Consider the following 24,643-nt stretch of genomic DNA (forward strand, 5'->3'; position numbering starts at 1 on the left):
TTTATGATATTAATAGTTGACAGCGGTTCTACAAAAGCCGATTGGATTTCAGTAGACAGTAGCGGTAAGCAACTTCAGGAGAAAATTAGGACCGGAGGTTTGAATCCTGAAATTCTCAAAGAAAAAAAGCTCTATAAAATTATTAGAAAGAGTGAGGAGTTGATGAAGCATAAGCGCGACGTTACCCATGTCTTTTTTTATGGGGCAGGTTGTGGTACTGAAAATCCGAGATTGCTTTTAAAACGCGTTTTGGAAGACATTTTTGTAAATGCGGAGATTGAGGTTACAGAGGATACTATGGCTGCTGTAAGAGCAACATTAAGTCATGATGAGGAAGCTGCAATTGTTTGTATATTGGGTACAGGGTCCAATTGTAGTTATTACGACGGTGCGCATATTGACCAGCGCATTCAGTCCTTGGGCTATACCTTAATGGATGATGCCTCAGGGAATTATTACGGCAAGCAATTGGTGCGTGATTACTACTTCAATCACATGCCGGAAGCTATAAAAGTATCTTTTGCGGACAAATATAATATGGATGCTGATTATATCAAATACAACCTTTATAAGCAACCTAGTCCTAATGCTTATTTAGCAAATTTTGCAGAGTTTATGTTTTTGAATATTGATTCAGCCTATATCCAAAATATGATTAGAGAAGGTATCCGCCTCTTTGCCAAGAATATGATTTTTCAGTTTAAAGAAGAAGTGAAAACGGTTCCGGTGCATTTTGCTGGATCCATAGCCTTCTTTGCTAAAGATCAAATTCTCGAAATTGCAGAAGAAATGGGTTTTAAAGCAGGAAATTTTGTGCGCCGTCCCATTGAAGGTTTGGTAGCCTATCATACCAGAAAGTTGTAAGTCAACTTAAAATTATATAGATGAAGAGCAGTGTAAGTTTTGATACCTCCACTGCTTTTTTTATAGCGTTGAATGGAGCCAGTATTCTAATTTAATTAATTATGAATTATAATAATAAAAGATTTAGACCCGTTCAGAACTCTGCAAATGGAGAAACATCAGAAGAAACAATTTTTGAGTACCAACATCACGGTAACATTTTGACCTCTGACTACCAAGGCGGCCAAATTGTAAAAGGACATTTGATAGGCTTGGTAGACCAAGAAGGCAACATCGAAATGCGATACCATCTGGTCAATAAAAAAGGGGAATTGATGACTGGAATCTGTACGTCAAAACCTGAGCTGACAAAAGATGGAAAGATAAAACTCTATGAAAAATGGAAATGGATTTCAGGAGATCTATCAAGTGGCACATCTGTTTTGGAAGAAATCTAGATACGAAAAATCCCCAATCAGATTAAAAATAGGGGACTTAGCGTGTTTTTGTTTTTAATCTCTTAAGGTTGAATTGCCCAATGCAAGCATCATTTTAACCGTCTTGGAATTTGGCTTTTTTTTTTTTTTGAAATTGAAGACTTAAGTTTTCAAACTACTTCACCGCAATCATACTGATTTCTACATTGACAAATTTCGGCAAGTTAGCCACTTCAACCGTTTCTCTTGCCGGTGCAGTAGCGTCTTCAAAGTAACTTCCATAAACCTCATTGATTTGTCCAAAATTATTCATATCACTGATAAAGATAGACGACTTTATAACATTTTCAAAAGTCATATCAGCCGCCGCCAATACCGCTTTTAAGTTTTCCATAACTTGCTTGGTTTCTACACTAATAGAATCAAGAACGAGTTCATTGGTTTTTGGATCAAAAGCAATCTGTCCTGAAGTGTACAAGGTGTTTCCTGTTAAAACAGCTTGGTTGTAAGGGCCTATTGGAGCTGGGGCGTTGGGGGTGTTGATGATTGTTTTCATAGTAAATAGAATTTTTATATTATGTTCCTGAAAAGGATATTGGTTTTTTATTTTCTGAATTTTCCTAGAGTCTCTTATCAGGTGAACGTTGTTTGTCGTATTTGATATCCTTCAATAAACTCGATTTGATCCCTATGAAAAAGTTCCACGAGGTACGATCGCTAAACGGTATCCAACTAAAATTCATTCGCCAACTCTTCAAATCACGCTCAAACCTCAGTTGCGTATAGGTAAACCCTTGATTTTTGAAATCATATCCTGAAGAGACACCAACCGTCCATCGTGGTGTTAAGTCGATATCTCCAGAAAACATCAAGGAATTCGACGAAATCTCGCTTTGTCTTGCATTATTGGAGTAGTTTACCGCATATGCCAAGCGCAAGCTCCAAGGAATGGTGAAGTTATAAAATTCAGATTTCTTCTCATTACTGCGGTCGCGATCTTCATCATCTAAACGTTGATCTGCAAAGTTCTGGGGTTTTCCAAATAAATCATCAGCACGTCCACCGCTGCTGATAGACTCGTCTATGGCACGTTGGTCGGGCTCTTTACGACCCGAAAAAGTCTCGCTACTAAGGCTGTAGCTCAAGTTCATACTTGCTGAGGTTAGCCTGAATAAACTTCCGCCATTGCTGATATTAAACTGGTCTACACGCCGATTATTGTTATCAAGTGCATAAGGGTCTAAAACCATCCCAAAATTGACACTCATTTTATTATCAAACAACTGTGTGCCTCCAGAAACTCTAACAGGACTCCATTGCAAGGAATCGCCAGCAAAATTATAGGAGGTTGAAAAATTAAGGTTGTTCAGTAAAATGATTTTTTTAGGTTCCGCTTTAGTGGAATCTCTATCCCTGACTTTAGCTTCAAAATTATTTCCTAAACTCATTCCCAAAGAACTTGAGAAATTCTTATTTGGTGCGCCATACATGGATTCTTCAAATCTACTGTACTCAGCTCGTGTAAGATCCCCATTCGCCGTGATATAATCAAAAGAATCATAATACTCATCAAATGAAGGATTGATATTATAACTAATAGAAGGTCTCATAATATGCCTAATGGCCTTAATTTTGGTGTCCTTGCCTTTCTTTTCAAAATTAAACATTCCATAAATAGTGGTACCTACACTTGTGCTGAAATTGTAGGTTCTATAACTATCAAATCCCTTTAAATCTTCCTTTAAGATCGCGTTTTCATCTTCATCATAATATTTTCGGATTGTATTGAGCGTCCAGTTTTCTTGAAAATTAGTATTTGCACTAACGCTAAAATGCTTAAAAACCTTAAAGTTTGTCGAAACAGGAATGCTATGTTGAACGCCAACACGGGCGTCATCAAACATTTCTTTTTTAAAGAAGAGCGAATCTGTGGTTCTTATCCTGTTTTGGGCATTGACATTATATTGAAAGTTGATGTTATCAATAATTCCCTTCTTAGTTCCAATTTTCGGTTCAAAAGGGTAAATTCTGCTCACACTTCCCGTAAAGGTTGGTAAGGTCATGTCAATTTGTTGGGTTCTTGTATTTTGTGAGTGGGTAGCAGTGACGCTCATGTTGACCTGAGGCTCTCCAGTAAAGGACTTTGAATAGGATACAGAAGAAGATAAGGTGTTGTTCAAAAAGTTGGAGGCATTCATCTGATTCACAGATTCCTGATAATATTTACTACTACCTAAGTTGACCGCGGCTGAAAATCGAGAACTTGGATTTGCTTTCGCATCCTGAGAATGTGACCATCTAATGTTATAAATAGACGATTTTGAATAATCTGGGAACCCACGTTCACTATTGATCAAACTTTCATACCTAATACCAAGATTTCCCCTGAATTTATAGCGCGCTGCATAGTTGGATTCCGATCTAAACCCGTAGCTTCCGTTGGTATAATAATCGGCATACAAAGCCAAATCAAAATAATCACTTATGGCAAAATAGTACCCCGCATTTTGTAGATTATATCCCCGCTGGTTGTCCTGTCCAAAAGTAGGGAAGAGGATTCCTGAGGTTTGCTTTTTTGTTAATGGAAAATAGGCGAATGGCATCCCAATTGGTGTGGGTACATTATAAATATACATGTTGGTAAGGCCTGTAACTACCTTTTTGTTTGGAACAATCTTAGCCTTTCGCATTAAAAAGTAAAACTCTGGATCATCTTTATCCTCTGAAGTGGTAAATTTTCCACGATTGATGAAATACACTGAATCATTTTCCTTTTTGGTCACATCAGCAATAATGTAGCCGCCACTTTGTTCCGTCCGGGAATTGAAGATGAGTGCTTTTTTGGTTTCTGTATTGAAGATGATGGAATCTGGCTCTACAAGATTTGCGCCTTGCTTAAATGTTGGTGCCTGTGTATAAACGCCGGCAGAATCTTTTATTCGTCCCGCATACACCAAGTTCTTATTATGGTCGATAAGAATAATACCCGCCTTAATTTCCATATCTTGATAATAGACTTCCGCTTCATTGTATAAGGTCGTTTGTTTTAAACGTTGGTTAAGCGTCACATAATCTTTGGCCTTATAATTGACCTTTGCCGTCAAAAATTCTTTCTTTTGAGGCACGGTGTCCTGAACGATGCTATCCGTTTGTTTTATGTTTGCTGTAGGGGCCAACAAAGAATCAACATTGATGGAAACCCTCATGCTATCATTCTGCGTTTTTGGCAATATCGGCGTTTGCGTTTTAGGGAGGTCCTGGCCGAACCCCAAAGTGTTAATAAACACTGTAAAACTCAAGGAAAAAAGTATGTGAAAGCTTTTTGTACGCAACGCTTTTAAGTGTATTTTTGTAAAAGTATGGCTCGGTTTTTGAAAAGCCAAAATTACATATATTATTTTTGGATTAATTATTATTCATTCAAAATTTAAAATTTAAAATAAACCGAGTTTTTTATTCGTTATGACCTTTATGAGAACGCTATTTCAGTATAAATTCGTATTACTATTATTTTTATTTACGTGTTTTTTAACATCGGCATATGCCTTTCAAAAAAACAATGACAAATTTGTGGTGGTCCTAGATGCCGGCCATGGTGGCGATGATCCCGGCAACGTCGGAAATGGCTATAAAGAGAAAGAAATTGCCCTCAATATTGTATTGACCATTGGCAAGTCTTTAGAAAAACATCCTAATATAAAGGTGATCTACACACGTAAGACTGATGTTTTTGTGCCGTTAAGAGATCGTGCAAAGGTGGCCAACGATGCTGATGCAGATCTATTCGTTTCCGTACATTGCAATTCACATCATTCCAGTGCCCATGGAACAGAAACATTTGTTTTAGGTCTGCACGCCAATCAACGCAACTTTGAAATTGCAAAAAAGGAGAATGAGGTTATTTTCTTAGAGGAAAACTATGAATCCCACTATGATGGATTTGATCCTAACTCTCCAGAATCTTTTATCGGACTTACCCTAATGCAAGAAGAATATCTTGATCAAAGTACCCAATTGGCAAGATTTGTACAAGATAACTTCACTAAAACCTTAAACCGAAATGATAGAGGCGTAAAACAAGCAGGGTTTTGGGTATTGCACAACACCTATATGCCAAGTGTGTTGGTGGAAACAGGATTTTTAACCTATAAACCTGAAGGTGCTTATTTGAATTCTACAAAAGGACAGAATGAAGTGGCACTATCAATTTACAAAGGTCTTATTGATTACAAAATGATTCTTGACCGGAACGTAGGCCAGAACGTTTATAACAATGCCGCAACAGCTGAAGCCGTTAAAGATGCGGTAGATAATGAGGTCGGCACTGAAGCAGCATCAAAAAAAGTCTATCCAAATACTGTATTTAAAGTGCAGATAGCCGCAAGTTCTAATAAAATAGATCCAAAACCATTTAATTTTAAAGGATTGAAAGACATTTCCAGAGAAAAGGAGGACAAATTGTTTAAGTACTTCTATGGTGAGACTTCCGATTATACCGAAGCACAGAGAATGGCAGAAATAGCAAAAGCCAAAGGTTATCCCTCTTGTTTTATAGTGGCCTATCAAAGAGGAAAACGCGTGAACCTATCAGAAGTGATAAATTCTCCCTCTAATTAAAAAGATTCTTAATATTTTTATTCATAATTTTGTCTGCATCTAAATCTAAAAAACGTTGAAAATATCAAGAGAAGTTAAAACTGCCATATTGGTAATATCGGGGATTCTCCTAATGGTATTTACCTTTAATTATTTGAAAGGTCTTAATATTTTACAAAAGCACAATCGCTACGTCACCCAATTTGATTATAATGCGTTGAGCACCTCGTCATTAGTAACCATTAAAGGTAATAATATCGGTAAAATTGAGGAAATCACTTATGACGATAAAACAGGAAAAACGCTTGTCACCATTATTGTAACAGAAGATGTGAAATTTTCTACAAACAGTAAAATCCGGATGTATGAAACAGGTCTGATGGGAGGCAATGCCTTGGCTATCGTACCTATGCCTGGTCCTGAACTTGCAAAGAGTGGTGATTTTATAGAATCTGAAATTGAGGAAGGACTGATAACCAGCTTAACCAAAAACTTTTCAGGAATTAGTAGCAATTTGGGTGTCACCTTAAAAGCTGCCGATTCTTTAATGAATAATTTCAATCGATTGATCATTAATGATAATGACGATGGAATAAAAGCTGCAATTGCTGAACTTAATAAAACCATTTTATCTTTTCGCGCAATGGCTGAGGCTATGAACACCCTGGTGGTAAAAAATGATGCTTCGTTAGCTTCTGCAATCAAAAATTTTGATACCTTATCAGGAAATCTTGCGGATATTACTACAGAATTCAAAAAAGTTGAGATATCCAAAACATTTGCAGAACTTGATCACACCCTTCAGGAGGTAAATAATTTGTTGGCAAGTGTAAAAGATGGTAAGGGAACAATGGGCAAACTGCTCAATGACGATAAGTTATATACAAATCTTGAAGGCGCTTCGCTCCAACTAGAGCAGTTGCTTCAGGATTTTAAATTGAACCCGAAACGTTATGTGCATTTTTCAGTTTTCGGTAAAAAACCAAACCGTTTTGATGCCGAAGGAAATATCATAGAAGATGAAAAAACACAACCAGAAGAAGTCCATGTAGAATTAGAGAACAACTAACCATCCAACCAACCAACCGATAATGAACTACATTCCAAATATCCTTTTTGCCATAGCACTTATTGTAGGCATTGGTTTCTTTGCAAAAAATGTAAAAAAACTCATCCGCAATATTAAATTGGGTCAAGATGTTGATGTCAGTGACAACACTTCGCAACGTTGGAAAAACATGGCAATGATTGCACTTGGCCAAAGTAAAATGGTCAAAAGACCAATTGCTGGCTTTTTACATGTCATTGTATATGTAGGGTTTATCATAATTAATATTGAAGTTTTAGCGATCATTATTGATGGTCTGGCAGGTACACATCGCATCTTTTCTTCTATTGGCCCTTTGTATGGGGTGCTTATTGGTGCATTTGAAGTTTTAGCTGTGTTGGTCTTTGTATCCGTGATTATCTTTTGGATCAGAAGAAACATCATTAAGATTAAACGTTTTTGGGCAAGTGAAATGACAAGTTGGCCAAAAAATGATGCCAATTACATTTTGTATATAGAAATGGTTTTGATGGCATTGTTTTTAATAATGAATGCTACCGACTTGAAATTTCAAGCCATGGAAAATGGCAATATAATCAGTCAATATTTAGCGCCAATGTTTAGTGGATTGTCGGAAGGCACCATTCATATTATAGAACGCAGCGCATGGTGGTTACATATCTTGGGAATTCTAGCATTCTTGAACTATCTTTATTTTTCAAAGCATTTACATATTCTTTTAGCATTTCCAAATACCTACTATGGCAAAACGAAGCCTAAAGGTCAATTTCCGAATAACGCAACCGTTACAAAAGAAGTAAAAATGATGATGGATCCAAATGTTGATCCATTTGCAGCACAACCAGAAGTGGAGGGCGATGCAATTCCAGCAAAATTTGGTGCGAGTGACGTTCAAGATTTAAATTGGGTACAATTACTCAACGCTTATACCTGTACGGAATGCGGACGTTGTACAAGTGAATGCCCAGCTAATATAACAGGCAAAAAACTCTCTCCACGTAAAATCATGATGGATACGCGTGACCGATTAGAGGAAGTTGGCAAAAACATTGATGCCAACAACGGTGTATTTAAGGATGATGGCAAACAATTGCTGGATGATTATATTACGCGCGAAGAGCTGTGGGCCTGTACCACGTGTAATGCTTGTGTAGAAGCTTGCCCTGTGAGCATCGACCCTATGTCAATTATTATGGAGATGCGGAATTATTTGGTGATGGAGCAATCTGCCGCACCAATGGAGCTTAATAATATGATGACCAATATTGAAAATAATGGCGCCCCATGGCCTTATAATCAAATGGACAGATTGAATTGGAAAAACGAGTAATTTTATAAGAGTTTGTAGGTTTTAGGTTCAGACGCTATAAGCATTTAGACCCATCATCATATAAACTCATAAACATATAATAATGAGCGAACAACTTATTGTGCCAACAATGGCAGAATTCATGGCTCAGGGCAAACATCCCGAAGTTTTATTTTGGGTAGGTTGTGCTGGAAGTTTTGATGATAGAGCAAAAAAAATAACCAAGGCATTTGTCCGTATTCTAAATAAATCGAACGTAGAATTTGCCGTTTTAGGAACTGAAGAAAGCTGTACTGGCGACCCTGCAAAACGTGCAGGAAATGAATTTCTTTTTCAGATGCAGGCAGCTACCAATATTGAAGTGCTGAATGGTTATGAAATTAAGAAAATAGTGACCGCTTGTCCGCATTGCTTCAATACCATAAAAAATGAATATCCAGGACTTGGTGGCAACTATCAGATCATGCACCATACCCAGTTTCTGAAATCGCTTTTAGATGAAGGACGTCTTACCGTTGAAGGCGGTCAATTTAAAGGCAAACGGATTACCTTTCACGATCCGTGTTACTTGGGGCGTGGTAATGATGTTTATGAAGCACCAAGAGATTTATTAAGAAAGTTGGATGTGGAATTGGTGGAGATGAAGAGTTGTAAATCACGCGGACTTTGTTGTGGCGCTGGAGGTGCACAAATGTTTAAGGATGCTGAACCAGGAAATAAAGAAATCAACGTAAAACGTACAGAAGAAGCCATTGACGTGAAACCAGAAATTGTGGCTGCGGGATGCCCTTTCTGTAATACCATGTTGACTGACGGTGTGAAAGCTACTAATAAGGAGTCTGAAATTGCGGTGATGGATATTGCGGAATTAATTGCAAATGCACAGGATCTATAATGCCTACTGAGATATTTTTATTGAACATTTCAGGACAGGATAAGCCTGGATTGACTTCAGGTCTAACTAATGTTTTAGCGCAATATGGTGCTAAAGTATTGGATATTGGTCAGGCCAATATCCACGATACGTTATCCTTGGGCTTTCTTTTTGAGGTGGAGTCTGGTGATAAATCGGCTGCCGTTTTAAAAGATTTATTGTTTAAAGCCTATGAGCTTGGTGTAAAAGCTAAATTCAAACCCATCTCATCTGAAGATTATGAAAAGTGGGTGAGCAACCAAGGTAAAGATCGTTATATCATTACCATTTTGGGTGAAAAATTGACTGCAGAACAGATTTCTACGGTAACCCAAGTTATTTCCGAAAAAAACCTCAATATTGATGCTATCAAAAGGTTAACGGGTCGTATCTCCTTGATTGAACAGGATGATTACCCCAGAGCTTCCATACAGCTTTCCATTAGAGGTAAAATTGAGAATAAAGCAGAATTTACTAAAAAATTCATGCAAATTTCTCATGATCTCAGTGTAGATATTGCTTTTCAGGAAGATAATATATACCGACGTAACAGGCGTTTAGTGTGTTTTGATATGGATTCCACATTGATTCAAGCGGAAGTCATTGACAAATTAGCTGAATTGGCAGGTGTTGGAGATGAAGTAAAAGCAATTACAGAATCTGCGATGAATGGCCACATTGATTTTAATGAAAGCTTCAAAAGCAGAATGAAACTTTTAAAAGGTTTAAGCGAAGATGTGCTTCATGATGTTGCTGTTAATTTACCGATTACCAAAGGTGCTAGAAGACTGATTGATACCTTGAAAAAATATGGTTTTAAAACGGCTATCTTATCTGGCGGATTTACTTATTTTGGACATTATTTGCAAAAGGAATTGGGTATTGATTATGTATATGCCAACCAATTGGAGATTATAGATGGCAAACTCACAGGTAATTATCTTGGAGAGATTGTTGATGGGAATAAAAAAGCAGAATACCTCAAGGAAATTGCGAAAAGGGAGGGTATAGATATCGCTCAAACCATTGCCGTTGGCGATGGCGCAAATGATTTGCCAATGCTTAATCTCGCTGGATTGGGAATTGCATTTCATGCAAAGCCAACAGTAAAGAACAATGTGCCGAGTTCGATATCGAGTATAGGCCTAGACGGTGTGCTGTACTTATTGGGCTATCATGACAGACATATTGATTTAATTGAATATCCCACGGTAGAATCCTTACCGTTTTCATAGTGTTATTATACAAACCGAACGCAATTATATCGTGAAAATGTCCAATGGTGGCTTTTTACAATTAATGACTTAAGTCACAATAGTTTGAAAAGATTCTAAATAATTCAATACCTGTTCCTATGTTCACCAATCAGCAAATCAACTTAGAGACTTTGCCTTCTATTGATGACGTAGACTTCAAGCCTATTTCAAAACAGTACCTTAAAATTATTGTTATAAATAGAGTCTTTCTTTATCTTCTTATAATGGCAGGACTGTTTTTTGCCAAATTTATGGTTAAGGAAGATAATTTCCATTCGTTATTTTGGTATGCTTTCGCGTTAGCCGTGATATTTTTCATTCTTAATTTGATTACAGCACTCATGGCTTTCAAAAAACGAAAATATGCCATAAGGGAGCAGGACGTTATTTATTCGCAAGGACTTTTGGTGAGTTCAATGGCTACGGTTCCTATTTCGCGCGTTCAGCATATAGAAATTTCCCGAAGTTGGTTGGCCCGCAAATTAAATTTGGCCACCTTAAAAATTTTTACAGCAGGCGAGTCGGGTATTGATTTAAAGATAGATGGCTTAGACTATAGCGAAGCGCAAAAAATCAATGATTTTTTAAGTAAAAAAGTGAATGGACCCGATTGATTTTTATCAACCTTCACGGCAATCCCCCAAAGGAATTCTCGTCATCTTTGCCCTCAATACGGTCAAGTTTATAAGACGTTTCTTCGTTCTGTTTGTGGCATTTGGCTTGTCATTATCAAAAAAGGAATCGTTTTCATTCTTATCAACAACCAATCTCACGCTCATCATTCTCGGAATCTTTCTAGTGATTTTTGTATTTGCCATTCTCAAATACCTCAATTTTAAATTCCATCTTGTTGAGGATGAATTTCATTTGTCAGCGGGCATTATCAATAAAGACGCGACCATTATTCCAAAGTCTAAAATTCAGAATGTTTATATTAAACAAAATTTTATCCAGCAGCTTATTAATGTGGTGTCCTTAACCATCGAAACTGCAGGTGATGATAAAGCTGAAATTGAAATTAACGCTTTAGATAGAACTACAGCTCTTGATCTTAAAAAACAATTATTTAGCAGGACTCAGGGTGTTGACCCCAATTTAGTTGGCCAATCCTCTCAAAACAATGTGTTTTTCAAGGCTTCGGTTATGCGGTTATTTTTGGAAGGCATCTCTCAAAACCATATAAAAAGTCTGTTGGTCATCGTTCCTTTCTTGTTTGGGTTGTATCATGAATTCGAGAAATACCTTCAAGATTTCGGAATCTCTGATCGTTTAATTTCGTCGGTAAATTTTGAGACGGGCAGTTTTCTCAACCTTATTTTAGCCAATATCTTCATTGTAATTCTTGCAATTTTGGTCTCAATGGTGTTTTCCGTGCTCAACACCTTTGTCTCTAATTTTAACCTAGAAGTTGTTGAAAACAACGAGACGCTTGAAATTAACAAAGGACTGTTCAATAAGTTCTCACTGATTTTGACACCAGTTAAAATTCAAAATATCATTGTTAAAACAAACCGGCTAAAACAGTATTTAGGATTGCATACGGTCTCTATAAAACAGGCTATGGTAAACAAGAAACAGCAAAGAAATTTTAAGGTCGTAGCTTTAGAGAAGCCTCAAGTGCTGCTTTTAATCCAAAAGATTTTTACGCGGTATAATGGTGAAGGAACGTATAAGAAACCCAATATTTATTACAAACGTTTGCTGATTTGGCGGTCTTCTTTTTTTGGAGCATTAGCCAATATTCCAGCTTTTTTAATTTTGGGGAATTCATTTTGGCTAATTAATAGTGTCATCATTACTTGGATTGTTTTGTTTGTCCATTTCACCTATAAAAAGGCCAGTTATCAAATTACCGAAGAATATCTTACGGTCAATGGCGGGTTTATTGATCGGGTGCACAATATCAGTGAACTTCATAAAATCCAATCGGTTGAATTAAAACAGAGCATTTTTCAAAAACGAAAGAAGATTGCCTCCCTCTATATTGCTACGGCCTCCAATCAGGTTAAGATACCTTATATCACTGAAGATACAGCGAAATCAATCCATGATTATCTCCTGTTTAAGATTGAATCCGCAGGTAGAGATTGGAAGTAATTGCGTACTTTTGTAGTCAGAAAAAATAAAACTATGTTAGTTGATTTTAATACTTTGCCCGAAGAATCTAAAGTGTGGATTTACCAAGCCAATCGCTCCTTTACGGATGATGAGATTGTAGAAATAGAATCTAAACTCGATACCTTTCTGTCAAATTGGGCCGCTCACGGTAGTGATTTGCAGGCGGGATATCTCGTGAAATATAAAAGATTTATCGTCATTGCTTTAAATCAAAATGTAAATAATGCAACAGGATGTAGTATTGATGCTTCTGTTCATTTCATCCAACAATTGGAGAAAGATTATCATGTGGATCTTTTAGATAAAATGAATGTGTCCTATAAACAAGGTGATTTTATTGCTTACAAGACCTTATTGGAATTTAAAAAAATGGCCAAAGACAAAGCGGTTTCAAAAAACACAATCGTCTTCAATAATTTGGTCAATAATATTATGGAGTTTAATGAAAACTGGGAAGTTCCAGCCAGTGAAAGTTGGCACGGTCGGTTTTTAAACTAAAATCTGCACGGTTTTGAAGAGTGGCATTTGTTGAAGTTTAGGTCTCCAAAACGTGCTATTGTTATGCTAATTGTTAGCATTTGTCTCTATTTTATCTGTGATATAAAAATATATTTAGAAGACTGATTCTGAATGGATCATTACTTTATATGCCATATTTTGTAAAGTAAACCTCACTCTTTGTTCTTTTATGGATGTGGCGCTATTCCTTTTCTTAAACAATTGATTGCTTCATTATAAAACTATCTTAAAGTATTGTTAGCTTCAATGTAAAAGTGGTATTTTGCGGCTCCATTTATGATTGTTATTAAGACCCTAAAAAAGACTTCTATTTATATGCGCTTTATAGTTTCCCTCATTATATTTTTCTTTATTTCGTTACCCATTTTCGCACAAAAATCAGTAAACCCGTTATTCGCAAAAGATACTATAGCTCAGCAAAAATGGGTGGACAGTATATATGACGGGATGGATTTACGTCAACGTGTAGGACAATTGTTCATGGCAAGAGCGGTCTCCAATAACAACAAATCCAATGAAGCTCAGGTTGCCAGATTAATAAATGAGCAACAAATAGGTGGTCTTATCTATTCTACGGGAGGTCCTGTAAAACAAGCCCAATTAAATAACCGATACCAGGCCATTTCAAAGGTGCCTTTGCTTATTGGAATGGATGCGGAATGGGGACTGAGCATGCGCTTGGATTCTACTTACGCTTTCCCTTATAACATGACGCTTGGCGCCATTACCGACTCAAAAATTGTGGAGCAAGTAGGCCGGCAAATTGGTGAACATAGCAAGCGCATTGGTGTCCATTTTAATTTTGCACCCGCCGTTGATATCAATACCAATCCTAAGAACCCAATTATAGGAAATCGTTCCTTTGGAGAAGATAGAGATAATGTGACGGCTAAAGGTTTGGCATTTATGAAAGGCATGCAAGATGCTGGGGTGTTGGCCAATGCAAAACATTTTCCTGGTCATGGAGATACGGATACCGATAGCCATAAAACACTACCCACTATAAATTTTAATGAAAAACGGATTGATTCCATCGAATTATATCCTTATAAAAAACTCATTCAAGAAGGGTTGTCGAGCGTGATGGTGGCGCATTTAAACGTGCCAAGTCTAGAACCTAAAGCAGGGACGCCATCATCTTTATCGAAGCATATTATTACAGATCTTTTAAAGGAGCGTTTGCAGTTTGAAGGTTTGATTTTTACAGATGCTTTAGAAATGAAGGGCGTTTCCAATTTCAGCAAGCCTGGAGATATAGATCTTGCTGCCTTTTTGGCTGGAAATGATGTGCTTTTGATTTCTGAAAATGTACCAGTTGCCATTGATAAAATAGTGGCGGCCTATGAAACCAAACAGATTACTGAAGAGCGATTGGCACATTCTGTCAAAAAGATTTTAATGGCTAAATATAAAGTTGGTCTTCATACATTCAGCCCGATAGGAACGACGCATCTTGTGGAAGATCTTAACCGGTTAAAGGATGATTTACTTTACGAAAAGGTTATGGAGAACGCTATAACCGTAGTACGTAATCAAAAGGAAATTCTGCCTTTAAGACATTTGGAAACCAAAAAGATAGCTTATGTGGAAATGGGCGATGCGCTTGATAATTCGGCATATCTCGAAGAATTGAGGAAATACGCAAAGGTTCATCAAGTTAAAGCCGCAAGGCTCGATGAACTGATCACTAAACTTCAAAACTATAATACGGTGATTGTTGGGTTTCATAAATCGAATGTCAATCCGTGGAAACCTTATCAATTTTCAGATAAAGAAATGGTTTGGCTTTACGAGATGGCACGAACCAATACGGTAATCTTAGACGTTTTTGCAAGACCGTATGCGCTAATTGATCTGCATTCAGTAGAAAATATTGAGGGCATTGTGGTCAGCTATCAAAATAGTGAAATTTCCATGCGTAAATCTGCACAACTCTTATTTGGAGCAATTCCCGCAAAGGGAACCTTACCGGTCTCTACTGGAGAACATTTTAAAGTTGGTGACGGTTTTATTTATAATGGCATCCAATCTCTGAGTTATGGTCTTCCGGAATCTGTTGGAATGAGTTCTGAGAAATTAAAGAAGATCGATTCGATGGCGAACATTACAATTAACCATAAGGCAGCACCAGGATTACAAATTCTAGTGGCACGAAAGGGTAAAGTGGTGTATAATAAAGCCTTTGGCAAACACACTTACGAAGGTAAAGAAAAGGTAGATTTGGATGATATGTACGATGTGGCCTCACTCACAAAAATATTGGCAACGTTACCACTTTTAATGGAATTGGAAGAAAAGGGCATTGTCAATACCGATACAAAACTTTCTCAAATTCTTCCTGAATATAAGGATTCCAACAAGAAAAATGTCACCTTAAAGCAAATGTTATCACATTATGCCAGGCTAAAGCCTTGGATTCCTTTTTATACGGCAACTTTGGATGCTTCCAAAAAACCGGATCCAAAGTATTACAGAAGAGTATCAAGCCCTATGTACAGCGTTAAGGTGGCTGATGAAATGTATTTGAGACATGATTATCCGGATACCATTCAGAAATTAATAAAGGACAGTGACTTGTTATCAAGTTTAAGTTACCGATACAGTGATTTTCCCTACTTTATCTTAAAGAAATATATTGAAGAATATTATGGGAAAGGCCTGGATGAATTGGTTCAAGAGCATTTTTACCAATCTTTAGGAGCTAATCATACCACATATAATCCATCGGCTCTCTTTAGCAATTCCCAATTGGTACCAACTGAAATTGATAACTATTATCGCCATCAGACCATTCAGGGCTATGTACATGACATGGGTGCGGCGATGCAAAATGGTGTAGGTGGCCATGCAGGTGTTTTTAGCAATAGTAACGATGTGGCAAAAATTATGCAAATGTATCTTCAAAAAGGTTATTATGGCGGAAAACGGTATTTAAAGGCAGAAACTATTGATAAGTTTAATTACTGTTATTATTGTGGAAATGGTGTTAGAAGAGGCATTGGTTTTGATAAACCGCAATTAGGAAGCAAAGGTCCAACTTGCGGCTGTGTTTCGTTGTCAAGTTTTGGCCATTCAGGATTTACGGGAACGTATGCTTGGGCAGATCCTGATGAACAGATCATTTATGTGTTTTTGTCCAACCGGACCTATCCAAATGCCACTAATAATATTTTACTGAAAGAAGGCATCAGGACTGAGATACAACGCCTCATTTACGAGGCAATTATTGACTAATTGGAGTAAAAAGTTATAGGTTGAAATTGTGTTAAGTACATTAATTTAGTAGTTAAGTAATTTTAATAGAATAGAAAATAATAACTTTATAGGCTTCAAGCATCTAACATAAAACTAAAATAATGAAAATAGGAATCGTATGTTATCCAACCTTTGGAGGTAGCGGCGTGGTGGCAACCGAGCTCGGTTTGGCCTTGTCCAAGCGAGGTCATGAAATTCACTTTATCACCTATAGCCAACCTGTAAGATTGGATTTGTTGGGCAGCAATGTGCATTATCACGAAGTAACCGTTCCGGAATATCCTTTGTTTTTATACCAACCCTATGAACTAGCTTTATCGAGTAAACTCGTAGATATGGTGAAGCTTCATGAGATTGAAATTTTACATGTCCATTATGCTATTCCACATGCTTATGCGGCCTATATGGCAAAAATGATGCTTCAGGAAGAAGGGATTTATATTCCTATTGTAACCACCCTTCATGGTACGGATATTACGCTAGTTGGAAGTCACCCGTTTTATAAACCTGCAGTTAGTTTTAGCATTAACAATTCTGACGCCGTAACTTCCGTTTCTCAAAGCTTAAAGGACGATACGCTGCGCTTGTTCGCAATTAAAAAGGAGATCGAAGTGATTCCTAATTTTATTGATTTTAGCCGTCATAAATCCGAATTTACAGACTGTCAAAGGGATGTCATGGCAAAGGAGGATGAAATGATTATTACCCATATCAGCAATTTCAGAAAGGTAAAAAACATACCTGATGTGGTAAAGATATTTTACAATATTCAAAAGAAAATACCCGCAAAATTGATGATGGTTGGTGAAGGTCCAGAAAAAGCAGAAGCTGAGAAGTTATGCGAGAAGTTGGGGATTATGGATAAAGTGGTGTTTTTTGGAAACAGTCATGAAATTGACAGAATTTTATGTTTTAGCGATTTGTTTTTACTGCCATCCCAAACTGAAAGTTTTGGTTTGGCGGCTTTAGAGGCAATGGCTTCTGGAGTGCCTGTTATTTCTAGTAATACAGGAGGAATTCCAGAAGTAAATATTGATGGCGTTTCCGGATTTTTGAGCGATGTCAATGATGTTGAGCACATGTCAAACAACGCCATTTATATTTTAAGTGATGAAGAACGTCTCAAAACTTTTAAACTTAATGCCACTAAAGAATCTGCTAAATTTGCCATAGAAAATGTTGTGCCTCAATATGAAGATATTTATGTGAGGACCTTAAAAAATTGTGAACTAGTAAAATAAGTTTTATCTTTAAAAATTCTGCCTGCAATCTGTTTGTTGGGAGTCTAAAACTTCCCCTATGTATGATTAATATAAAAGTCAACTCTTTACCAGTAGATTTGGTCATAAAAGATTTGGCTACAGCCTTTCAATTACCCTTCCAGCTTAACTGTAGAGAATATCTTGTTAAGCTTTCAGAAAATATAGGTGAAGGGTATATTATGGCAATGATGTTAGAGTCAGGGCTTGGTATCATCGAGTACCATTGTAAATTTAAAATGGATGTCGAAATTCATTTTGTTAAGGATTTTACTCATCCCCTGAAGTTTTTATACTGTACCAAAGGGAGTTTCAATCATCGTTTTTCCAATGAAGATACGCTTCATGACCTTCACCAATACCAACAGGCAATTGTGGCAAGTCAAGGTTTTAATGGCCATATCATAAGTTTTAAAAAGGACGAAGAGGTCAATCTTTATAGTTTGGAAATGGATAGGGAGTCTTTTATGCTCTACGATCAGTGCCCGCCAGAAGTTTTTAAATCTGATTTAAAAGAGATTTTTGGAGATGTGCTAGCCAAAAAAAGCTTTTATCATGAAGGCTATTATAGTTTGGCGCTTGCCGAAGTGTTTGAGCAGATTAAAAACTTTAATGATAATTATTTTTTAAGAACTATTTTTATGATCAGTAGTGGGTATCAATTGTTGGGAAACCAGATTGCCCAATACCAAGATGATCAAAATAATGAGGAAAATAGGCATGTTTTAAGACAGTATGAAGTGTCGAGAGTAAAGGAAGCCGTTCAATTCATCCATGAAAATATTGAACGTACAAATACTATCAGTGATATTTGTAAGGAGGTTGGCCTTACCGAAGCCAAACTACAGGAAGGTTTTAAAGTTCTGTATAATTCCACAATCAACAATTATATTAATGATGTGCGCATGAATCTTGCTTCACAATTATTAAGAAGTACCAACTTTAATATCTCTGAGATTGTGTACAAGGTGGGTTTGACGAGTAGAAGTTATTTCTCAAAAATCTTTAAGGAAGAATACCAGATGACTCCAACGGAATACCGTCAAAAGCATATTAAAACACCATAAAAAAACCATCACATTGCATTGTGATGGTTTTGCTATTATTGTAATCTTCAGTTAGAGAAGATTGTTTTAATTAAAATCGGTATCTGATCCCTAATGCAATATCAAAGTCTAAATCGTCATTATAGTCATTTCCAAAAGCAAGCTCTGGTCTAAAATCAAGAGATAGCATTAAAGGAATGTCAAAAACATATTCAATTCCTATGTTACCAGCGATAAAACCGAAAGTTTGATTGTCTTTTACCTTTCTATCGTTATTGTCATAATATTTGTATCCATAACTCCCAAGACCAGCACCAGGACCCGCATACCAATTGAAGCCCCCATCAATATTCCAAACCCACTGGTAAATCCCTGCAAGTTTAAAACCATCGTAGTCATCACCGGTTCGAATCCCTAAATCTAATTCTAATCGGTTGTTAGAGCCTAGGGCGCGTTGGTAGGAGACTTCAGCACCAAAACCATCACTATCACCAATACGTAAACCAATGGCATTGTCAGCAATGTCTTGTGCATTCATAAATACTGTACCTCCAATAAAAGCAATAGCGATTAAAAATATTTTCTTCATAATAGTTATTTTAAAATTTTACCAAAATTACATTTTGAATTGATATCTGTAAGAAAATATAACGCCAATTTTATGTTAATATTGGCAAAATACTCCTAATTTTAGATCAAAATTTTAATAGCCCTCTGAATTTTTGTAAAACAGATGATTAAAGACCTGAGTACCCCATTACAAAATCTCAAAAAACAGTTGCAAGGACAATTGTTTACAGATGATTTAATGAAAGCCTTATATGCAACAGATGCTTCTGTGTATCGAAAATTGCCGTTAGCTGTTGCCTACCCAATTGACGAGGCCGATCTAAAGCTTTTGATACTTTTTGCGCACTCCCATAAAACATCTTTAATCCCCCGGACTGCAGGTACCTCTCTGGCAGGCCAATGTGTGGGCGAGGGTATTGTAGTGGATGTTTCAAAGCATTTCACTAAAATTATTAAGGTTGATGAGGCGGTCAAAACGGTTACTGTACAGCCAGGAGTCGTTAGAGATGAGCTCAATAATTTCTTAAAATCGTTTGGTCTTTTTTTTGGTCCAAACACGTCTACCTCCAATCGGTGTATGATTGGCGGCATGGTGGGGAATAATTCTTCAGGCACTACCTCAATTCAATATGGGGTTACTAGGGATAAAGTGTTACAAATGAAAACTTTGTTGAGTGATGGGAGTGAAGTCATTTTTAAAAATCTCAACAAAGCAGAGTTTTTTGAAAAGACCAAACTCAATACTTTAGAAGGAGGAATTTATAAAACGTTATATAAGGAGCTTCATCCGGAAGAGGTTCAAAAGCGTATTGTCGATAATTTTCCAAAACCTGAGATCCATCGCAGAAATACCGGTTATGCTATTGATGAGCTATTAAAGAATGCGATCTTTTCTGAAAGTGCTGAAGACTTTAATATGTGCAAGTTGTTATCCGGCAGTGAAGGAACTTTGGCATTTACAACAGAGATAACCCTGCAATTGGATGCGTTGCCACCAACAGAAAGCATGATGGTTGCGGCTCATTTTGAGAGTATAGAGAAATGTTTGCAGAGTGTAGCACTGACCATGGAGCATCATCTTTTTACTTGTGAAATGATGGATAAAACGATTTTAGATTGCACCAAACAGAATAAAACCCAAGCTGAAAACAGAACTTTTATAATTGATGACCCCAAGGCTATTTTAATGTGCGAGGTACGGGCAGACTCGTTTGAATCCGTTCAAAAACAAACGGAGCTACTTGTTAAGGATATTCAAGAGTCTGGATTGAGTTATGCATACCCCGTTCTTATTGGACCGGAGATAGAAAAAGCTGTGGAGTTGAGAAAGGCAGGGTTAGGACTTCTAGGAAATATGATTGGTGATAAAAAATCAGCCGCCTGCATTGAGGACACTGCCGTCGCATTACCTGATTTGGCCAATTATATCAATGAGTTTACAGTTTTGATGAAGGGCCATAACCAAGAGGCTATTTATTACGCCCACGCGGGAGCAGGAGAATTGCATCTCAGGCCCATCCTCAATCTTAAAAAAAGTGAAGATGTGGCCATGTTCAGGCAAATCACCACAGATGTGGCTCATTTAGTGAAAAAATACCGAGGCTCTATGAGTGGTGAGCATGGTGATGGAATTGTTCGGGCTGAATTTATTCCGTTGATGATTGGTGAAGAAAATTATCAATTATTAAAGCGTGTGAAAAAAGCTTTTGATCCACTGGATATCTTTAATCCGGGAAAAATTGTGGATGCCTATGCCATGGATGAGAACCTCCGATATCAAGCCGATAGAACGGAGCCAGAAATTGATACCCTTATGGACTTTTCTGCTTCCTTGGGTATTTTGAGAGAAGCTGAAAAGTGTAATGGATCAGGAGATTGTAGAAAACTCCCAGAATTTGGCGGTAGTATGTGCCCAAGTTATAGAGCAACCCGAAATGAAAAAGATACAACGCGGGCAAGGGCAAATGCATTGCGTGAGTTTTTGACAAATTCAGAGAAAGCGAATAAATTCGATCATAAAGAATTAAAGGATGTTTTTGATCTTTGTTTAAGTTGTAAAGCGTGTGCGAGTGAATGTCCGAGCAGTGTAGATGTGGCCAGTTTAAAAGCCGAGTTTCTGTACCAATATCAAAAGGCAAATGGCGTGTCTTTAAGAACAAAACTGTTCGCCTATAATAATGATCTGAATGCTCTGGGAAGTATGTTCCCTGGACTCACAAATTATGTTTTTAATAACAATTTTACCGCCTCGATCTTAAAAAAGACATTTAAGATAGCGAAGCAAAGATCGCTACCTTTGATTTCAAAAAAGAGTTTAAATAAATACATACAAAACATTGATATACAATTAAATGAGCATGTCTATATAGGGACTATTCATTTCTTCAATGATGAGTTTACAAACCATCTGGACACACCGATTGGTCAGGACGCTATTGCACTTTTGAAAGGTCTTAATTATCAAGTGAAATTTGTTTCACATTCAGAATCTGGGCGCGCATTTATATCTAAAGGACTCCTTGAACAAGCTAAAAAAGTAGCCAATGAAAACGTTGCCATTTTTAAAGATTTGGTTTCTGTAGAAACCCCTTTAATTGGAATTGAGCCTTCTGCGATTTTGACGCTTACGGACGAAGTTCCAAAATTGGCAGATGATAAAGTCGCAGCAAAACATATTGCCAAACACACGTTTTTGATCGAGGAATTTATTCAACAGGAAATCAATTTAGGAAACATCAAAGCCTCACAGTTTACAAAAGAAGCTAAAACGATCAAGTTTCATGGTCACTGTCATCAAAAGGCTTTACGCAGTCAATTGTCTAGTTTTGCGGTTCTGAATTTACCGGAGAATTACAAAGTCACCATAATCCCAAGTGGCTGTTGTGGAATGGCAGGAAGTTTTGGATATGAAGAAGAACATTATGAAGTAAGTATGCAAGTGGGAGAGCAAACCTTATTTCCTGCGGTTAGGAGAGCTCCTGAGACGACATTGATCTCCGCAAATGGAACAAGTTGCAGGCACCAAATATTGGATGGTACCCAAAGAGAAGCGTTGCATCCTATTACCATTTTGAGGCGTGCACTTTTATAGTAATTGGCACTAATTCCTACCATTGCTTCAAAAAACTAAACTCTAGCTAGGTTTGGCTTGAAGAAAAGAGGTTTAAAATAAAAACTGAAACTCAAAGATACTAGCAATTGATTTTCAGTTTATTATAAAAATGTTAGTTAGAGTTATTTTTATGAGAATTTTTCCTACAATCTTGATCCTTTTTATTTCATTTTCGATTCATGCGCAAAAATTATTGGAAACTCCTCCAGGGACACTAAGAATAAATGACAGTGTGTTTATGGACAAAGGACCTGTAGATAATTTGATGTATTTAGAGTTTACTAATAGTGTGCAAGAACTATGGAGTTACGCTCTTCATGACTCTTTAAAATCTTTAGAACTTGGAAATATAGACAGATCGCTTGGCACACATTCATTGAATGAGAATCAAAATAAGGAGATTTATGATAGAGTTACTATAGCTCAAAACTTGGAATTATCAAAAGAAGTTGATATTTCTACGTACTTCAACCACCCAAAATATAGATATCATCCAGTAATCGGAATATCGAAAGATTTAGCCGAACTGTTTTGTGAATGGCGAACTGACCTGGTGAATTTAAGATGGAGTAAAGAATTAAAAGACAGTCAAAATTATAAGAAGATTAAATATCGTCTTCCAACGCTTAAAGAATACATGTTGGCAAAGGATTATTTCGAAAAAAATTATAAACTTCTAGAAATAGACGAAAGATTACCTTTAAAAATAGATCTGAAAGAACTCAGAAATCAAGATAAATTCATACTATTCAATAATTCAGAATTCACTTCAAGAGATCAAAATTTTAGAGAAGAGTTAATCACGTCGGACCAAGCGAATCAAACAGAAGAAAAATATGTGTTTTTCCGTTGCATATGTGAAGTGGAAAAATAGCTATAGCCAGCGCCATATAGCGCAAATGGCAGGTTTTATAGAGAAAACGAAATTAGTTTTCATATCAAATAGAATTGTAAGGCCGAAAATACTTATATCTATTATCGCGAACTGCTTGATGTTATTTGACACCGTTCATTATAACATTTATGCATAGATTAATAAAAATCATATCATTTTTTGAATTGGACTCCTGTTTTTATTTTCTATCTAAGTCATTACAGATTGAAAATGAGCGATCCATATAATAATCATGAAGATTTCTTAAGGAATTGTTACCTTTCTGCAATTAAAAACCCTAAAAACGTTTTAAAATTCTATTTTTGTTTCTCTCAGAATACATTTACATTAGTATAAAAAAATATTTATGGCAGGAAATTCCTTCGGAAAATTGTTCAAACTCACAACTTTTGGTGAGTCTCACGGCGTTGCAATTGGTGGCGTTATTGATGGATGTCCATCAGGAATACAGTTAGATTTTGAAGCCATTCAGTTAGAAATGGACCGCCGCAAACCAGGACAGTCTGATATTGTGACCCAACGAAAAGAGTCCGATGTTGTTGAATTTCTATCTGGCATCTTTGAAGGTCAAACAACGGGTACTCCAATTGGTTTCATTATCAAAAATACCGATCAAAAATCAAATGATTATTCACATATAAAAGACGTTTATCGTCCAAGCCACGCAGACTATACCTATGATAAAAAATATGGTGTTCGCGATTATAGAGGGGGCGGACGAAGTTCAGCAAGAGAAACGGCGTGTAGAGTTGTGGCAGGTGCGATTGCAAAACAAATGTTGAAGGAGGTTAAAATTCATGCTTACACCTCTTCAGTTGGAGATCTGTTTTTAGATAAACCATATCAAGATCTTGACTTCTCGAAAATTGAAAGTAACACTGTGCGTTGTCCTGATGAAGCCATTGCAAATCAGATGATTGAAAGAATCAGGGAGATTAGAAAGCAAGGTGATACTATTGGTGGAACAGTCACTTGTGTGATTCAAAATCTGCCCGTAGGACTTGGAGAACCTGTCTTTGATAAATTGCATGCAGAACTTGGCAAAGCCATGTTATCAATCAATGCTGTAAAAGGATTTGAGTATGGCAGCGGTTTCTGTGGTGCTAAAATGAAAGGCAGTGAGCACAACGATCAATTTAATCCAGACGGAAGTACTAAAACCAATCTGTCAGGAGGCATCCAGGGAGGCATCAGCAATGGTATGGATATTTATTTCAGAGTCGCATTCAAACCTGTGGCCACTATCATTCAAAAACAAAACACCCTCGACAATAAAGGCGCTATTGTAGAAATGCAGGGAAAAGGAAGACATGATCCTTGTGTGGTGCCACGAGCCATACCCATAGTAGAGGCTATGGCGGCGTTGGTTTTGGCCGATTACCAACTCCTGCGCAGGCAGGAGTCTCATGAATAAATTGCTTTAACTTGAATGCGGGAGACAACAAT

19 protein-coding genes are annotated in these 24,643 nt (G+C 36.9%); 16 read left to right on the forward strand and 3 right to left on the reverse strand.

Annotation, left to right across the window (positions count from 1 at the left end; translation table 11 throughout):
* The first annotated feature begins 3 nt into the window (after positions 1-3).
* Together G525_RS0111725 and G525_RS0111730 are read left to right on the forward strand one after the other, a co-directional pair.
* Positions 4-864: an N-acetylglucosamine kinase gene (locus tag G525_RS0111725; protein WP_027126344.1), complete on the forward strand. Its 861-nt coding sequence runs from the start codon at positions 4-6 to the stop codon at positions 862-864.
* Positions 865-965: 101 nt separating this feature from the next.
* The gene (locus G525_RS0111730; protein WP_245577785.1) at positions 966-1,301 is read left to right on the forward strand and encodes an avidin-fold protein; all 336 of its coding nucleotides are present in this window, start codon (positions 966-968) and stop codon (positions 1,299-1,301) included.
* Between the two features lie 154 nt (positions 1,302-1,455).
* Here G525_RS0111730 and G525_RS0111735 read toward each other — a convergent pair whose 3' ends face one another.
* Together G525_RS0111735 and G525_RS0111740 are read right to left on the reverse strand one after the other, a co-directional pair.
* Positions 1,456-1,836, reverse strand: a complete 381-nt coding sequence (locus G525_RS0111735; protein WP_027126346.1) for a Rid family detoxifying hydrolase — start codon at positions 1,834-1,836, stop codon at positions 1,456-1,458.
* Positions 1,837-1,900: 64 nt separating this feature from the next.
* On the reverse strand, positions 1,901-4,663 hold the full coding sequence (locus G525_RS0111740; RefSeq protein ID WP_027126347.1) for a putative LPS assembly protein LptD: 2,763 nt from the start codon (positions 4,661-4,663) through the stop codon (positions 1,901-1,903).
* An 88-nt stretch (positions 4,664-4,751) separates the two neighbouring features.
* Between G525_RS0111740 and G525_RS0111745 the strand changes: the two genes are divergently transcribed.
* The 11 genes from G525_RS0111745 (at position 4,752) to G525_RS0111795 (ending at position 18,641) form a co-directional block, all read left to right on the forward strand.
* Positions 4,752-5,897, forward strand: coding sequence for an N-acetylmuramoyl-L-alanine amidase (locus tag G525_RS0111745; RefSeq protein ID WP_027126348.1), 1,146 nt, complete (start codon positions 4,752-4,754; stop codon positions 5,895-5,897).
* Positions 5,898-5,952: 55 nt separating this feature from the next.
* Entirely contained in the window at positions 5,953-6,945 is a 993-nt protein-coding gene (locus G525_RS20825) for an MlaD family protein (RefSeq protein WP_245577786.1), read from the forward strand.
* 22 nt (positions 6,946-6,967) lie between these two features.
* Positions 6,968-8,275: a 4Fe-4S dicluster domain-containing protein gene (locus tag G525_RS0111755; protein WP_027126349.1), complete on the forward strand. Its 1,308-nt coding sequence runs from the start codon at positions 6,968-6,970 to the stop codon at positions 8,273-8,275.
* A gap of 82 nt (positions 8,276-8,357) precedes the next feature.
* Complete coding sequence (locus tag G525_RS0111760) at positions 8,358-9,149, forward strand: (Fe-S)-binding protein (RefSeq protein ID WP_027126350.1); 792 nt, start codon at positions 8,358-8,360, stop codon at positions 9,147-9,149.
* Positions 9,149-10,402, forward strand: a complete 1,254-nt coding sequence (serB, locus tag G525_RS0111765; protein ID WP_027126351.1) for a phosphoserine phosphatase SerB — start codon at positions 9,149-9,151, stop codon at positions 10,400-10,402. Before G525_RS0111760 ends, serB begins: the two co-directional genes overlap by 1 nt.
* A 119-nt stretch (positions 10,403-10,521) precedes the next feature.
* The gene (locus G525_RS20830; protein ID WP_035479553.1) at positions 10,522-11,037 is read left to right on the forward strand and encodes a PH domain-containing protein; all 516 of its coding nucleotides are present in this window, start codon (positions 10,522-10,524) and stop codon (positions 11,035-11,037) included.
* A complete protein-coding gene (locus G525_RS0111775; protein ID WP_027126352.1) occupies positions 11,024-12,520 on the forward strand; it encodes a PH domain-containing protein in 1,497 nt (498 codons plus the stop codon). Before G525_RS20830 ends, G525_RS0111775 begins: the two co-directional genes overlap by 14 nt.
* Before the next feature lie 33 nt (positions 12,521-12,553).
* Positions 12,554-13,039: a hypothetical protein gene (locus G525_RS0111780; protein ID WP_027126353.1), complete on the forward strand. Its 486-nt coding sequence runs from the start codon at positions 12,554-12,556 to the stop codon at positions 13,037-13,039.
* Between the two features lie 336 nt (positions 13,040-13,375).
* Positions 13,376-16,294, forward strand: a complete 2,919-nt coding sequence (locus tag G525_RS0111785) for a serine hydrolase domain-containing protein (protein ID WP_027126354.1) — start codon at positions 13,376-13,378, stop codon at positions 16,292-16,294.
* A gap of 122 nt (positions 16,295-16,416) precedes the next feature.
* Complete coding sequence (gene bshA / locus G525_RS0111790; RefSeq protein WP_027126355.1) at positions 16,417-17,556, forward strand: N-acetyl-alpha-D-glucosaminyl L-malate synthase BshA; 1,140 nt, start codon at positions 16,417-16,419, stop codon at positions 17,554-17,556.
* Positions 17,557-17,618: 62 nt separating this feature from the next.
* Positions 17,619-18,641, forward strand: coding sequence for a helix-turn-helix transcriptional regulator (locus tag G525_RS0111795; protein ID WP_027126356.1), 1,023 nt, complete (start codon positions 17,619-17,621; stop codon positions 18,639-18,641).
* Between the two features lie 70 nt (positions 18,642-18,711).
* Here G525_RS0111795 and G525_RS0111800 read toward each other — a convergent pair whose 3' ends face one another.
* The gene (locus G525_RS0111800) at positions 18,712-19,209 is read right to left on the reverse strand and encodes a hypothetical protein (protein ID WP_027126357.1); all 498 of its coding nucleotides are present in this window, start codon (positions 19,207-19,209) and stop codon (positions 18,712-18,714) included.
* A gap of 144 nt (positions 19,210-19,353) precedes the next feature.
* On the opposite strand from G525_RS0111800, the gene G525_RS0111805 reads away from it, so the two are divergent.
* The 3 genes from G525_RS0111805 (at position 19,354) to aroC (ending at position 24,611) form a co-directional block, all read left to right on the forward strand.
* Positions 19,354-22,281, forward strand: coding sequence for an FAD-binding and (Fe-S)-binding domain-containing protein (locus tag G525_RS0111805; protein ID WP_027126358.1), 2,928 nt, complete (start codon positions 19,354-19,356; stop codon positions 22,279-22,281).
* A 130-nt stretch (positions 22,282-22,411) separates the two neighbouring features.
* Positions 22,412-23,176 carry an SUMF1/EgtB/PvdO family nonheme iron enzyme gene (locus G525_RS0111810; RefSeq protein WP_027126359.1) on the forward strand — a complete coding sequence of 255 codons (765 nt, stop codon included), beginning with the start codon at positions 22,412-22,414 and terminating at the stop codon, positions 23,174-23,176.
* Positions 23,177-23,543: 367 nt separating this feature from the next.
* On the forward strand, positions 23,544-24,611 hold the full coding sequence (gene aroC, locus G525_RS0111815) for a chorismate synthase (RefSeq protein WP_027126360.1): 1,068 nt from the start codon (positions 23,544-23,546) through the stop codon (positions 24,609-24,611).
* Positions 24,612-24,643: the final 32 nt, after the last annotated feature.

The organism is Gelidibacter mesophilus DSM 14095, assembly GCF_000423005.1.
GTDB classification, from domain to species: domain Bacteria; phylum Bacteroidota; class Bacteroidia; order Flavobacteriales; family Flavobacteriaceae; genus Gelidibacter; species Gelidibacter mesophilus.